Source organism: Acinetobacter sp. AOR14_HL (genome assembly GCF_027855175.1).
GTDB classification, from domain to species: Bacteria; Pseudomonadota; Gammaproteobacteria; order Pseudomonadales; family Moraxellaceae; genus Acinetobacter; species Acinetobacter calcoaceticus.
In genome coordinates, this window is sequence record NZ_JAKTII010000006.1 from 37,745 (window position 1) to 52,041 (window position 14,297).

General features: G+C 39.2%; 9 protein-coding genes. 3 read left to right on the forward strand and 6 right to left on the reverse strand.

All coding sequences use genetic code 11. The features are described 5' to 3' along the window. Nucleotides 1–3 precede the first annotated feature (3 nt). The 6 genes from MKL38_RS07080 to MKL38_RS07105 form a co-directional block, all read right to left on the reverse strand. The gene (locus MKL38_RS07080) at nucleotides 4–1,248 is read right to left on the reverse strand and encodes an NADH:flavin oxidoreductase/NADH oxidase family protein (protein ID WP_198077721.1); all 1,245 of its coding nucleotides are present in this window, start codon (nucleotides 1,246–1,248) and stop codon (nucleotides 4–6) included. 185 nt (nucleotides 1,249–1,433) lie between these two features. Then, on the reverse strand, nucleotides 1,434–3,029 hold the full coding sequence (locus MKL38_RS07085) for an ABC transporter ATP-binding protein (RefSeq protein ID WP_270902909.1): 1,596 nt from the start codon (nucleotides 3,027–3,029) through the stop codon (nucleotides 1,434–1,436). Beyond that, nucleotides 3,004–4,014: an ABC transporter permease gene (locus tag MKL38_RS07090; protein ID WP_270902910.1), complete on the reverse strand. Its 1,011-nt coding sequence runs from the start codon at nucleotides 4,012–4,014 to the stop codon at nucleotides 3,004–3,006. Before MKL38_RS07090 ends, MKL38_RS07085 begins: the two co-directional genes overlap by 26 nt. Then, nucleotides 4,014–5,066, reverse strand: coding sequence for a microcin C ABC transporter permease YejB (locus MKL38_RS07095; protein WP_270902911.1), 1,053 nt, complete (start codon nucleotides 5,064–5,066; stop codon nucleotides 4,014–4,016). The genes MKL38_RS07090 and MKL38_RS07095 overlap by 1 nt, the downstream gene beginning before the upstream one ends. A gap of 31 nt (nucleotides 5,067–5,097) precedes the next feature. Beyond that, nucleotides 5,098–6,933, reverse strand: a complete 1,836-nt coding sequence (locus MKL38_RS07100) for an extracellular solute-binding protein (protein ID WP_270902912.1) — start codon at nucleotides 6,931–6,933, stop codon at nucleotides 5,098–5,100. Between the two features lie 15 nt (nucleotides 6,934–6,948). Continuing rightward, nucleotides 6,949–10,161, reverse strand: a complete 3,213-nt coding sequence (locus MKL38_RS07105) for a LysM peptidoglycan-binding domain-containing protein (RefSeq protein WP_270902913.1) — start codon at nucleotides 10,159–10,161, stop codon at nucleotides 6,949–6,951. Between the two features lie 232 nt (nucleotides 10,162–10,393). Here MKL38_RS07105 and dnaQ point away from each other — a divergent pair, with 232 nt between their 5' ends. The 3 genes from dnaQ to nudC all read left to right on the forward strand — a co-directional run bounded on the left by dnaQ (nucleotide 10,394) and on the right by nudC (nucleotide 14,287). Continuing rightward, entirely contained in the window at nucleotides 10,394–11,770 is a 1,377-nt protein-coding gene (dnaQ, locus tag MKL38_RS07110; RefSeq protein ID WP_270902914.1) for a DNA polymerase III subunit epsilon, read from the forward strand. A 130-nt stretch (nucleotides 11,771–11,900) separates the two neighbouring features. Then, nucleotides 11,901–13,544 (forward strand): chemotaxis protein, encoded by a 1,644-nt coding sequence (locus MKL38_RS07115; RefSeq protein WP_270902915.1) that lies wholly within the window; start codon nucleotides 11,901–11,903, stop codon nucleotides 13,542–13,544. Then, nucleotides 13,544–14,287: an NAD(+) diphosphatase gene (gene nudC / locus MKL38_RS07120; protein ID WP_004641863.1), complete on the forward strand. Its 744-nt coding sequence runs from the start codon at nucleotides 13,544–13,546 to the stop codon at nucleotides 14,285–14,287. The genes MKL38_RS07115 and nudC overlap by 1 nt, the downstream gene beginning before the upstream one ends. Nucleotides 14,288–14,297: the final 10 nt, after the last annotated feature.

Sequence of the window (14,297 nt, forward strand, 5' to 3'; positions counted from 1 at the left end):
AATTTATGCAGATTTACGTGAATTTACGCGACCTTTTACCACAGCTTTAATATTGCCTTTGGCATAATTAAAAAAGACGACTAGTGGTGAAAGTTTTGGATTTGGCTTTTTGCCTTTACCAATTGTCTTAAATTGAGCGGCATACCAAATAATTTCCATGATTGCCATTTTGTCGACAAAAGGTAGGCCTGTTTTAATTGGTTTTACTGCATAGCGTACGTCCTGCCCTGCAATTAAACGGTCTGTTAAATCAGTCTCAACTGCAAGCGGACGCGCAATACCAATAAAATCACAAGCCCCACTTGCGAGTGCTGCATTCATTCCTTCTACAGTACGGAATCCACCTGTCACCATGAGTTTACATTTAACATGTTGGCGGATCTTTTCAGCAAAATCTAAAAAGTATGCTTCACGAGCAATCGTACTTGTCTTGCGCTTGTCAGCTTTAGCCCCTGCCATTGCAGGTGCTTCATATGTGCCACCTGAAATCTCAATCAAATCAATGCCAGCTTCATCTATCGCTTTAAATACTGAAATCACATCTTCTTCAGTAATTCCTCCACGTTGGAAATCGGCAGAGTTCAGTTTGACTGAAATGATAAAATTCTCAGAAGTTGCTTCGCGAACAGCCTTATAAACTTCTAATAAAAAGCGTGTACGGTTTTCAACTGAACCACCCCACTGGTCGGTACGCTTATTCGTTAAAGGCGATAAGAACTGACTAATCAAATATCCATGCGCACCGTGTAATTGCACCCCTTCAAAACCTGCTTTTTCACAAATACGTGCAGCGGTTGCAAATCGATTAATGATATCTAGAATTTCATCATGAGTCAGTTCACGTGGCGTTCCAAACATAGTCGCTAAAGCTGGGCTAAATGGTACTGCTGACGGCGCGACAGTCTCTTTATTTAATCCTTTTGGACACTGACGTCCCGGATGGGACAATTGGATTAACTGCACCATTCCATATTTTTTACCTAATGCTGCCCACGCTTTTAAGCGCTCTAAATCACGTTCGGTTTCAATAACAACAACACCGGGTTCATTTTTTGCGCCCACATTGACCATGACGTTGCCTGTGATTGCACAGCCAAGCCCACCTTTTGCCCATGCCCCATATAAACCTAAATGTAAGTCATTTGGTTGACCTTCATGATTTGCAAGCGCCTCACTCATTGCACCTTTAATAATTCGGTTTTTGAATGTGGTATTGCGAATTGTGATGGGTTGAGCAATCTGGTTCATGGTTAACCTCTTTTTAGTTTTTAGAGCAATTACTCTAATTTAGACGAGTTATAGGGCATGTCAAGTCATAATCGATAGTTGACAATAGCATATGTCAATTTTAAAGAATATAAAAATATGCAACTTTTTGCATAAAATTAAAAAATAAACTATTCCATTTAAAAACAATTGTTTAATAATTTATTTTAAAAGTTTGCTTTAATTAATTGTCTTGTATATTCAGTCTTAGGCTTAGAAAACAACAGTTCGGTTTTCTGATATTCAACAACTTGTGCATGGCGCAATACCATGACTTTATGGCACAACGATTTGACTATATTTAGATCATGGCTAATAAAGATATAGCTCAAATGTTCAGTTTTCTGTAATTGTCGTAAAAGCTTAATGATGGCTTTTTGTGTAGTTCGGTCTAATGCAGAAGTCGGTTCATCCAAAATTAAAAGTTTAGGCTGAACCACTAAAGCTCTTGCCAAAGCAACCCGTTGACGTTGTCCTCCAGAGAGTTCGTGTGGGTAACGATGTTGAAAATCTTCAGGCAGTTCAACTTTATTAAGAACAGATTTAACTTGTTCTTGAATCTGACTGTTCAATACTTCTTTTACTTTTAAACCTTCAGCGATAATCTGCCCAACCGTCATTCGAGGGTTCAAGCTACCAAACGGATCTTGAAATACAAGTTGAAAATCAGATCTCGCCAAACGTAAAGCTTTGGGAGCCAACTGATTCAAATCTTGTCCTAAAAAATTAATCTGCCCTTCACTTTTAATGAGCCGCACTAAAGCCAGAGCCAAAGATGACTTTCCAGCGCCACTTTCCCCAACAACCCCAAGTGACTCACCTTGAGCAAGATCAAAGCTCAAACCTTCTATTGCAGTCACATAGCCCTGAACGCGATTGAAAATACCTTTTCTAATTGGGAATTGCACGCTAAGCTGCTGAACGGACAAAACATTCTTTCCTATTTCAACAGATTCTGCATTTCCAAAATCATGTTCTAATAATTGCTGTGTATAAGCGGTTTTAGGATTTTCAAAAATCTGGCTAAGCTCACCTTGCTCTACAACACGCCCACTTTGCAATACAACCAGCTCATCGGCATATTGACGTACCAAATTTAAGTCATGGCTAATTAAAATAAGTGCCATTCCATATTTTGATTGTAAAGATTTTAAGAGTTCTAAAATCTGGATCTGTAAAATTACATCAAGTGCTGTAGTCGGCTCATCAGCAATCAAAAGTTTGGGTTGCAATGCCAATGTCATGGCAATCATGACACGTTGCCGTTGACCACCAGAAAGCTCGTGTGGATACCGTTTTAGAATCTGTTCTGGCTCACTAATTCCGACATCTGTGAGTAACTCAATGACTTGTTGTCGAACATCCTTTTTACTCAAACCTAATAAAACAAGGTTTTCACCTACAATCTTTTCAACCTGATGTAGTGGATTTAAAGCTGTGGCAGGTTCTTGAAAAATCATGGCAATTTGTCGGCCACGCACATTGGATTGAACTTTTTCATCTAGCTCAAGCATATTTTGGGAACCAATCCAAACGCGACCTGTTATTTCTAATTTTTCTTGTAGTAACCCCATGATTGCTAAACAGCTAAGTGATTTACCTGAACCACTTTCGCCCACAATAGCCAGTGTTTCTTTAGCAGACAGCTCAAAATTCAAATCTTCTAATAAAACCTTTTGATCTTTAGTTTGAATCGAAATATGTTCAACCATCAACAATGCAGGAGTAACATTTGTATTATTTTCTTGGGTCAAAAGCATCACGAGCAGCCTCCCCAATATAAATTAAAAGTGAAAGAACAATAGCCAGACTAAAAAAACCTGAAATCGCTAGCCATGGTGCATCTAAATTATTTTTACCTTGGAGCAATAACTCCCCTAACGATGCTGCATCGGGTGGTAAACCATAGCCTAAAAAATCAAGAGCAGTTAAGGCACTAATATTAGTTGTTAAAATGAATGGCAATTGGGACAAGCTCGAACTGATTGCATTCGGCAAAATATGCTTAAAAATAATAACGCGATCAGTCACTCCTAACACTTGAGCGGCACGAACATAATCAAGCTGGCGAGCTTTCAAAAACTCTGCTCTGACAATTCCCACTAAAACTGTCCAGCCAAAAAATAACATAATAAAAAACAACCAATATACGTTTGGAACAAACATGCTGACCAAAATCATAACCATAAAAAGCATGGGCAAGCCATTCCAGACTTCAACCAAACGTTGTCCCAATAAATCTACCCAACCGCCATAGTAACCTTGAATGGCGCCCACAGTAATGCCAAACAAAGCGGAACAAAAGGTTAAGGCCAAACCAAAAAGTAAAGATACTCTTAAACCATAAAGAATACGGGCCAAAACATCCCTTCCCTGATCATCAGTTCCTAACCAGTTATTCTTAGAGGGTGGTGATGGCACAGGAACTGCCAAGTCTAAATTGGGAGTTTGATATGAAAATTGAATGAGCGGCCAGACTGCCCATCCTTGAGCATGAATAAGTTCTTGCACAGCCGGATCTTTGTAATCTGCTTCTGTTTCAAACACGCCACCAAACGTCGTTTCTGGATATGTCTTAAACACAGGCAAATAGTAAGAATCCTCATACTTCACCAGTAATGGCTTATCGTTAGCAATCAACTCCGCAGCTAATGACAAAATCAAAATTAGACTAAATAAAATAAAGCTGGCCCAACCTAATTTATGTTGTCTAAAACGTTGTAATCGTGTCCGCACAATCAAAGACATTATTTGCCTCCTTGTGCGTCAAAATGAACCCGAGGATCAATCCATTGGTACAGCACATCACAAATGAGACGTAAAATTAGACTAAATAAAGTAAAGAAAAATAGGACACCAAAAATAACAGGATAATCCCGCTGGACAATGGCTTCAAAGCCCAATAAGCCCACACCATCTAAATGAAAAATAATTTCTACAAAGAGATTACCCACAAAGAAAATACCCGCTAACACTTCTGGCAGCCCTGCGAGCACGACTAAAATAGCATTACGAAATACATGCTTATATAAGACTTGCTGGCTATTCAATCCTTTCGCATAAGCAGCTAAAACATAGGGTTTATTTAATTCTTCTAAAAATGAGTATTTAGTTAAATACGTCAAACTGGCAAAGCCGCCTAATACCATCGTAATAAGTGGCAAAGTCATATGCCATAAATAGTCGGTAACTTTACCCCAAAGACTGAGTTGATGAAAATTATCTGACACAAGATTTTGTAATGGAAACCATTGAAAATAAGAGCCACCTGCAAAAAAAACTACAAGCAAAATAGCGAATACAAAACTTGGTACAGCATACCCCACAACAAGTACTAACGAAGTGGAGCGATCAAACCATGAACCTTGCTGTCTTGCCTTCTTAATACCAAGCGGAATAGAAATTAAATAAATCAAAAAAGTACTTACCAGCCCAAGCGAAATAGAAACAGGCATTTTGTCCCACAGCAATTGCACGACTGGTTTATCTTTAAAAAAACTCTGTCCAAAATCTAAAGTTAAATAGCCTTTTAACATGAGGAAAAAGCGTTCTGGAGCAGATCGATCAAAACCATACTGCGCCTTAATTTGTTCAACCATTTCAGGGCTTAAACCTTGAGCACCTTGATAATAAGTGTCTGCACTTAATGCACGTCCAATTCCCAAATCACCTTCAGCTTGATGTATTGCTTGCTCAACTGGCCCACCTGGCGCAATTTGCACAACCACAAAGTTAATCAATAAAATGGCAAACAATGTGGGAATCATTAAAAGAAGTCGCTTGAGAATATATGAACCCATATAACAGGATTTCCTTTATGGCAGGTGCTTTTTATTGTTGATGTAAATATTTGGCAACTTTTTTGGCTTTATTTGCATCACTCCACCAATAATCTATTCCAGACGAAAGTGCTGGTTTAGTTTTAGGTTGTTGATACGTATTCCAATAAGCATACCAGTTTTCACCTTTACCATAGGTCGGAATTTGATAATAACCAGCCCTCAGTAATCGATCGAGAATACGAGTATAAATAATCTGTTGGTCACGGCTCTTACTCGCAACAAGTTTTGAAATCACTTGATCAATTACGGGATTGTGAATTCCCGCATAATTGTAATTTCCATCCTGCGCTGCGGCGATACTCCCCCAAAACTGAGTCTGCTCGTTACCTGGATTGAGAGATTGCGGCAAATTCATGGTGGTCATATCAAAGTCATAACGGCGGGTGCGCTCTAAATATTGCGGAGCGTCGACTTGACGTAAATTAACTTGAACACCGAGTTTTTTAAGATTACGGACAAAAGGCATGAGTGTTCGTTGTTTGCCATCTTGTTGAATTAAAAACTCAAGCTGAACTTTCCCCCCTTCAGGCGTCAACAACTGCCCATCTTTAACTTTATAGCCAGCCTGTATAAGCAGCTGCCGCGCAATTAATAAATTTTGACGGTTAAATCCACTCGCATCTGACACTGGATATTTCCAATCTGCTAAAACACCCTTTTGCATTATTGGAGATAACTTAGGCAGCAATGGTTTCAATATTGCTAATTCAGTTTTCGAAGACTGCCCCGTTGCAGCCAATTCGCTATTTTCAAAATAACTTTGTAGGCGTTGATATTGACCATAAAACAAAGCTTTATTCTGCCATTCAAAGTCATAGGCATAGGTTAAGGCTTGCCTAAAACGAATATCATTTAAGGGTTTTCGTCGTGTGTTAAAGACATAACTTTCAGTGGCGATGGGGTTATGGTGACGGAACTTATATTGAGTAACTAACCCTGCTTTTACGGCTGGAAAGCGATAATCGGTTACCCATTTTTTTGGGTTAGTTTCTTCATGCAAAGTGTATTGCCCAGATTTAAACCCTTCAAAAGCAATATCCCAATTTCGATAATAGACATATTTTAAACGATCAAAATTATAGCGCCCCTTATTAATAGGCAAGTCTTTTGCCCAGTAATTCGGATTTCTTTTATAACTAATACTTCTACCTGCATCAACTCGTTCAACCACATAAGGTCCCGAGCCAACTATAGGTTGTAGACTAATTCGGCTAAAATCTCTTTGTTGCCAATCGGCCTTTGAATAAATCGGCAAGGTTGCCAAAATAAAAGGCATTTTAGGATTATGTGTAGACTTAAAACTAAACTTTACTTGATGGGCATTTATTACTTCTGTTTTTGCCAAATCACCAAGGTACATCTGCAAACCTAAATTAGACTTAGTCTGATACGCATCAAAGCTAAATTTAACATCTGCCGCAGTGACTGGCTGTCTATTACTAAAACACGCCTTAGGGTTTAAATAGAAAATAACAGACTGCGTTTTTTCTGGATCATAAGTAACTTTCTCTGCCAAAAGAGGATATAAAACCCCGACCTCATCTAGCGATTGGGTCATTAAAGTATCAAAAAGATAATTAACGCCTTCTGTAGCATTCCCCTTACCATTCATACTATTGAGGTTATCAAAAGTTCCTTGAGCCGCCTGACTTAACAAACCACCTTTAGGTGCATTAGGATTTGCATATGGCATAGCCAGCATTCCTAAATATTTAGGCTTGGAATGAATCCCTATATATGAAGTGGTTTGCTGTGCAGAAAAAACAGCATGAGAAACGACACTGAGCCCGACTAGCAGGCTCAGTTGAAAATATGATTTATGCATAAGTTACTAATTATTTTATAAATTAGGCACTTTAATGACATCGCCAATGCGAAGCTGAGTAGACGGCGTCAAATCATTCAGTTCAGCCAATAAATTGGTTTCTAAACCATATTTGCTGGCAAGGCCAATTAACGTATCACCACGCTTCACTTTGTATTCCACAACAGTTTTTGGAATCACAATATTTTGACCGCGCTGTAAATTAGCACTCGCTTTTAATGCATTCATTTCAGCAAGTTCACGCACTGAAATACCCGCACGGCTCGCAATACTATTTAAAGACTCACCAGATTTAACAGTATATCTTTCAGTGTTTTTACCAGCCGCAACTGTTTTAGTTGACGACTTGTTATCAACTTTAGCTGTTTCTACTGTAGGCACATCACCTGTTAGCTTTAAACGTTGCCCTACACGAACACTATTGTTACGTGAAAGACCATTCAATGCAGCAAGATAATCCAACTGTAAGTGGTAACGGTTAGCAATATTACCTAAGCTATCACCAGATTTAACTGTGTAGGTCTCAGGTGTTTCTTCTTTAGTATTTTTAGAAGGCTTGCTTGGTGCCTCTTCAACATTACCTGTGAGTTTTAAACGTTGACCAGCACGAAGTCCTGCTGTACGCGACAAACCATTTAAGTCGGCTAAATAGCTTGTTTGTAAGTTATATTTACTAGCAATAGCATTTAGACTATCCCCAGACTGTACAACATATTGTTCAGGCACACTTAGACCAGCTGGTACTTTTAAAGTTTGACCAAGCTGTACACGACTACTCGCTTTTAAGTTATTTAACTCGGCTAATTCAGCTAGGCTAATTTTTGATTTAGTTGCAATACTCGATAAAGTATCACCGCGCTGTACTTTATAGCCTTCTGTTTTATAAGAAACACTTAGCGTCGCTTTCTCAGATTTACTAGAAGTCTTAGTCTCAGCAACTTCATCTACCGAAATATCTTGTGTAGGCACATTAATTTTTTGGCCTGCCATCAAGTTACTGCCCGCAGTTAAACCTGGAGTTAATTCAGCAAGTTCCTGATTAGAGAGCGCATAACGATCTGCAATCAACTTAAGGTATTCACCGCGTTTAACGGTATAGCTCTTAGTTGCAATACGTCGTGTATTTGCCTGAACTACTTTTGGTTCTGCTTTAGCAGTTGAGCGACTATTCTTCGGCTCTTTTAACTGTAGTTTTTGTCCAACAAATAAACCATCAGTTACTGATAAATCGTTATATTCGGCTAATTGCTTTACTGACAAATTAAACTGGTTAGCAACACCGCTTAAGCTATCATTGGCCTGAACCACATACACATCTGGTTTAGCCGTAGTTTTCGAAGTACTTTGAGTTTCTTGTGGTCTAGCATCATAAAGATAAAGACTAGTTCCTACAAACAAAGTCTTTTCTGGATCAATCTGGTTCCACTTAGCAACATCACGCCAGTTCACACCATTCTTCATGGCAATAACTGCTAAAGTATCACCTGGCTGAATTGTATAAGTACTACGCTTACCTTTAGGCTGTACAACTACAACATCAGTATCAGTTTTGATATAAGGCTTATCTTTATTACGTTGTCCATCTTCAGAGTTAGCTACAGTCGCATCTTCAGCTAAAGTTTTTGGATAAGCAAAACCTCTACTTACCTCTTTACCTTGTTGCTCTGCAACTGACTGGCTCGTCTGAATTGCAGTTAACCTAATTTTGCCATCATAAGGATCGACAATTTCAGTTCCTTGCGGCGCAATTGCTTTTAATTCAGCAACGACTTGATCTTTTTCAGCTTGAGTTGCTTGCGGTTGTAAAGCTTGATCTACAGTCTCTTTCGCACCTTCAGCACGAACTGCCGCTAAAATCTTTTCACGTTCAGAAGCCGAAATTGGTGGCTCCATTTTAACAGGCTGCTTAATGTTAGCTGCATTGGTCACAGCTACAGGAATACGCGGCGCACTTGGTACATCTGCCGATGCAGCAAAGGCAGCTAACGCATCAGAACCACGTGGTGTAGATTTTGAAATCGTTGAAGTATTCTTCACCGGTGAAGAAGGTTTAACCGGCTGAACTTGCGTTGTAGGAGTTGTTCTTGTTGTCACCGTAGTAGTAGGACTAACAGTTGTCGGTGTAGACGGTGAAGTTACATTTGCCCACCAACCTGAGCCACCACCCGATTTTGTTCCTCTTAATTTATTATCAATTGAAGGACTTAAATCTGCTGGAATCAAAATACGCATTGGACTCGCAGGGTCTACTGCTTCACCACGATATCCTGGGTTTAATGCATAAAGTTCTGCACGGCTTAATCCTGCTGTAGAAGCAATTTCATTTAACGTTAAAGGTGCTGATAAAGTCACTTCACGGAAATGGGGTCTATTTGCAATAGGTGGTAGTTCTACGCCATAAGCCTTTGGATTTTTAATAATTTGAGCAACAGCCAAGAAACGTGGAACATAGTTCATTGTTTCTTGAGGTAATTTTAATGACCAATAGTCAGTTGGTAACCCAGCAGCTTGGTTGCGGTTAATCGCCTGCTGAATACGTCCAGGACCAGCATTATAGGCTGCTAATGCAAGTTCCCAAGAACCAAATTGGTTATAGAGACTTCCTAAAAACTCATAAGCTGCGCGAGTTGATTCAACCACATCTCGGCGCCCATCATACATACCTGTTTGCTTTAAACCATAAATACGACCAGTGCTTGGAATGAACTGCCATAGCCCTGCTGCTGCTGCACTACTTGTTGCAGCTGGGTCATAAGAGCTTTCAATTACTGGTAATAATGCGAGTTCTGTCGGTAATCCACGGCGTTCCGCTTCTTTCACAGTATGGTACAAATAACGGCTGGCACGAGCACTTAAACGATCAAGGTAAGGCTGACGAGAAATAAACCAACTACGCTGAGCTTCAATACGTGAATCCCAGTGATTCAAGTCCATTTTGAAACCAACGGACATACGCTTCCAGACATCACCATGCTTCAAAATAAGCAGACGATCACCTTCTACAGCGCGCATATCGGTTGCTGAAAGTAAGTCTTCCAAAGAGTCAAGACTACTCGCATCTAGATAACCTGCACCACTGACCTGTTTCGATTTAGAGGTTTTTGCAGATTGCGGAGTCGATGAACAGCCTGTTGTAATACCCAACGCAGCTAAAGCAGAGCTAAGTACGGTAATTTTGAACAATGATGCCGCAGATGGCTGCCACACAAATGTGGTTGGTTTATACATAAAAACTTCCAAACAACTCGCGTAATATTTTTTGGGGTTTGGCCACAAACCCTAGGTCTTCGATGCCATTGTATTAAAGCGTGCAAGATAGACAAGGCAATAATTTGATGTCATTTGCATGGAAATGTTACAAGAAATTAAAAAAACCTTGCTTTGTTACGATGGAACCGAACTTTTTGCGTATACAATACACCATATTCAGTTCTTTTTCTTTTAGTTTAGGTTTCGATTTATGTCTCAAACAATCACACTGTATGTTGATGGTGCATGTCGTGGCAATCCGGGTTTAGGTGGATGGGGCGCATATGTCATTACCGAGCAGGGTGAACATAAATTATTTGGCGGTGAACCGGATACAACCAATAACCGCATGGAGCTCACTGCTGCGATTGAAGGCGTTTCATTTTGCCCAACCGATGCTCATTTAATTATCTGGACAGATTCAAATTATGTGAAGCAAGGGATTACTGAATGGATTCATGGCTGGAAAAAGAAAAACTGGAAGGATGTAAAAAATCCTGACCTTTGGCAAAAATTAGATGCCGTCTGTGCCGGTCGAAATATTGAATGGCATTGGATTAAAGGCCATGCTGGACATGCAGGCAACGAAATGGCCGATGAGCTTGCAAATATCGGAGCTGATCAAACTGCCCTGCAAAAAAAAACAGTTCAAGCGACTGCCCTGCAAGATATAAAAAAGCCTGAAGAGGATTGGTTACTCGATGACCCTTTTGGGTTTGATATGGCAGAAGTAACCGAAGAAGATAATATTGATCTTGAACAGTCCGAAGAAGTTGAGATGATTATTGTGGAAGAAGAAGTTATTGAAGTTGAAGCTACTGAGCCAGAAAGTAAGCAGCCAATCAATAACATTCACCCTCAAGTTGTTGTGACCGAAGCCAAATTACAATTACAAGGGCCTCGACAACTGATTCTGGATACAGAAACCACTGGTTTCTATTTCCAAGATGGGGATCGCATTATTGAAGTGGGTGCTATTGAAATGATTAACCGGAAACTCACCGGTAGCTCAATTCATATTTATATTAACCCGCAAAAACCAGTGGGCGACTCAGAAAATATCCATGGTATCAGTGATAATTTCTTAAAAGATAAACCGCTCTATGCAGAGATTGCTGACACGCTCTTTGATTATCTAAAAGGCGCAGAGATTATTGCCCATAACGCAACCTTCGATATGAACTTCCTTGATATGGAGTTTAGACGCGCAGGCCTTCCTGCGCTTTCTGAAGTATGCGAGGTAACAGATACTTTAGCTTTAGCGAAAAGCAAACATCCCGGACAAAAAAACTCGCTTGACGCCCTTGTAAGACGTTATGAAATTCCAGCACGTGACCGTACTTTCCACGGTGCATTACTCGATGCTGAAATTCTTTCAGATGTTTACCTAGCAATGACAGGTGGACAGGTTTCTTTTGATATAGATGCCTTATCTCAAAGTGAAAATAGCCTGAACACAGCAAATAAAACCAGAGTTCAAATTGAACTACCAGTTATTCTTCCTTCCGAAGAAGAGCTAAATACACATGAGACTTGGGTCAAAGAATTTGAGAAAAAACATGGAGAACCTTGCCTTTTTGCAAAATAAATTTTTGATTCTTTAGCGTTTTTAGCTTTTCCCCTTTGTAAGTTAAGTTATATTAGTCACATAGATTTTTAGCTCAAATTATCGAGCACTACGAATATAACAATTGATTTTTTTGCAAAGGGGAACGTTTATGTCTGAGCATACTTCGATTCATTTCGATCCAACAGCTTTACTCATCATTAAACATGAAATTGATCGTTCAATAAAACTGGTTGAAGGCGCAGTAAGTACTTTAATTGAAGAGCAAACACTCCCTTTCGGTATTGATGATGCATTAGAACAATTTAAGCAATGCACTCAAGTCCTCCGTTTAATTGATATCCCCTATCTTGCAAAAATCACTCAATATTCAACTGAGCTGATGCAAAAAATTATTGCGAAACCAACGCAAATTAACACCAATGATGTCGTTGCACTGAGTGAAGGCACGACCATGGTAAAACGGTATATTGAATTTATCTGTTTGCGTGAATTACAAGTACCTCAGTTTCTTCTTAATACATTAAACAATTTAGAATTAGCTTTAAATAAACCACTGACATCTTCTGGACAAGCGATTGCTCCTTTACTTGCAAATACTGCGCTTGAACTCCCATTACCAGAAGTATTCATTAATGAAACAACTCAGTTTATTCATCAACTCTATAAGCTATCTCTACATCAATTTTTAAACAAGACAGAAACTAATCATAATTTTCAAGCTTTTAAACTTATTGGGACCTATTTGGTCAGCATGGCAAACCATCAGCCAAGCCAACAATATTGGCAACTCGTAAATTATGCTTTCGGCCATATTGATAACCTGCTTTTAAATGATTCACGCCTACGTGTACTCATTAATATTGAAAGTTATATTGGTCAGTTCTTAGCAACTCCTGAAACTTTTAAGCCTGATTTGGCTGCACTTGCAGATATTTTAAGTATAGTTATCGCTCAAGAAGATGAGGTTGCTCACCATATTCGCAACCAACTCCATATCGGTGAAGAAATACCTACAGACACTCAATTGCTCGTTTTAAGCCGTCATCTTTATGGGCCTGACTTTGACACCATGCACACAGTCAGCCAATTAATATTGAGCGAAATGAACAAAGTGCGTAACGATATCGAATATAACTATCAAAATATGTCGACTGAAAAAGCACAACAATTACAAACGAGCCTTTTGCAATTAGCCTATACATTTAAACTGCTTAATCTTGATGAAGCTGCATCTGAACTATCTCAACAAGCAAATAGTTTAAGTCAGCTCAATATATTAAGTAATGAAAACTATGCTCAGCAGCTTATGGACAGCATTTTGTCTGCCATGAACTCAATTGGTATTTTGGTACGCCAATATACGTCTAGTCGTTTACAGCTTAATGTGAACAATACAAATATTTCTTTAGATCGCCTTGATGAGGCACATCAAGCCTTACTCACCGAGACAAAAAATTTAATTGATTTCATTTGTCAGAGTCTTACCTTGTATGCAAATGATCAGACACAAAATATTGAAGCAATTGCAGGTTCATTAAAAGAGCTAGCTGGCGCAGCCGAATTTCTAGGAAGTACAATTCAACAAGATGCTTTACTTCAAACTGCTCAATTTGTTCAACAACAACTTGAACAAAACCAGCCGTTTAATACAGACCAAATTCACTGTATTTTTAACGTATTAGCAGGCCTTGACATGTTGGTTGACAATTTAAAAAATAAACAACCTGTTCTACAATCCATGTTTAATGTAGCATTGTCGAGTAGTCAACAACTTCAAAAAAAGGCAGCTTAATGTCTGAATTATCACTTGCTTATATTTTCCATCATCAACAATTACTGGTTGATCAAAACCTTCAACTACCCAAAGTCGAAAAGTTAGCAAGTGATTTACTTTTCACTCATGATGAGCAGGTCATTGCACGTGACTTGCTTGCTGAGGAAGCCATACCAGAAGGCTTACAACTGGTTCCAATTCGCCAGCTCATTACAAGTTGGTCGAAAGAACAGTTTTTGCAAGCGAGCCGTGCAGTACAGTTACTTGAATGGCGACGCAATCATAAGTTTTGTAGTCACTGCGGACACCCGACAGAAGTTCATCCAACTGAATATGCAATGGTGTGCCCATCTTGTCGCTATCACCAATATCCTCGTGTAAACCCGTGCATTATTACCGTCATTACTCGAGGTGATGATGAAATCTTGCTGGCGAAGTCAGTCCACAATAAAACCAATATGTATGGTTTGATTGCAGGTTTTGTTGAAGTTGGTGAAACTCTTGAAGAAGCGGTACAACGAGAAGCTTTTGAGGAAGTAGGCCTAAGACTCAAAAATGTTCAATATATGTCAAGTCAGCCTTGGCCTTTCCCAAGTAACCTTATGGTTGCGTTTAGAGCAGAATATGAGTCTGGTGAAATTAAGCTGCAAGAAGAAGAAATTGCAGATGCACAATTCTTCAAAATTGATCAATTACCTGAAATTCCATTTAAAGGTAGTATTGCTCATTCAATGATTATGCAGATTACCCAAGCTGGGTAATCTGTTGTGT

What these genes read in the sequence shown, in the direction of transcription:
- MKL38_RS07080 (WP_198077721.1), bottom strand. Translation starts at nt 1,248, where the DNA reads ATGAACCAGATTGCTCAACCCATCACAATTCGCAATACCACATTCAAA.
- MKL38_RS07090 (WP_270902910.1), bottom strand. Translation starts at nt 4,014, where the DNA reads ATGTCTTTGATTGTGCGGACACGATTACAACGTTTTAGACAACATAAA.
- MKL38_RS07095 (WP_270902911.1), bottom strand. Translation starts at nt 5,066, where the DNA reads ATGGGTTCATATATTCTCAAGCGACTTCTTTTAATGATTCCCACATTG.
- MKL38_RS07100 (WP_270902912.1), bottom strand. Translation starts at nt 6,933, where the DNA reads ATGCATAAATCATATTTTCAACTGAGCCTGCTAGTCGGGCTCAGTGTC.
- MKL38_RS07105 (WP_270902913.1), bottom strand. Translation starts at nt 10,161, where the DNA reads ATGTATAAACCAACCACATTTGTGTGGCAGCCATCTGCGGCATCATTG.
- dnaQ (WP_270902914.1), top strand. Translation starts at nt 10,394, where the DNA reads ATGTCTCAAACAATCACACTGTATGTTGATGGTGCATGTCGTGGCAAT.
- MKL38_RS07115 (WP_270902915.1), top strand. Translation starts at nt 11,901, where the DNA reads ATGTCTGAGCATACTTCGATTCATTTCGATCCAACAGCTTTACTCATC.
- nudC (WP_004641863.1), top strand. Translation starts at nt 13,544, where the DNA reads ATGTCTGAATTATCACTTGCTTATATTTTCCATCATCAACAATTACTG.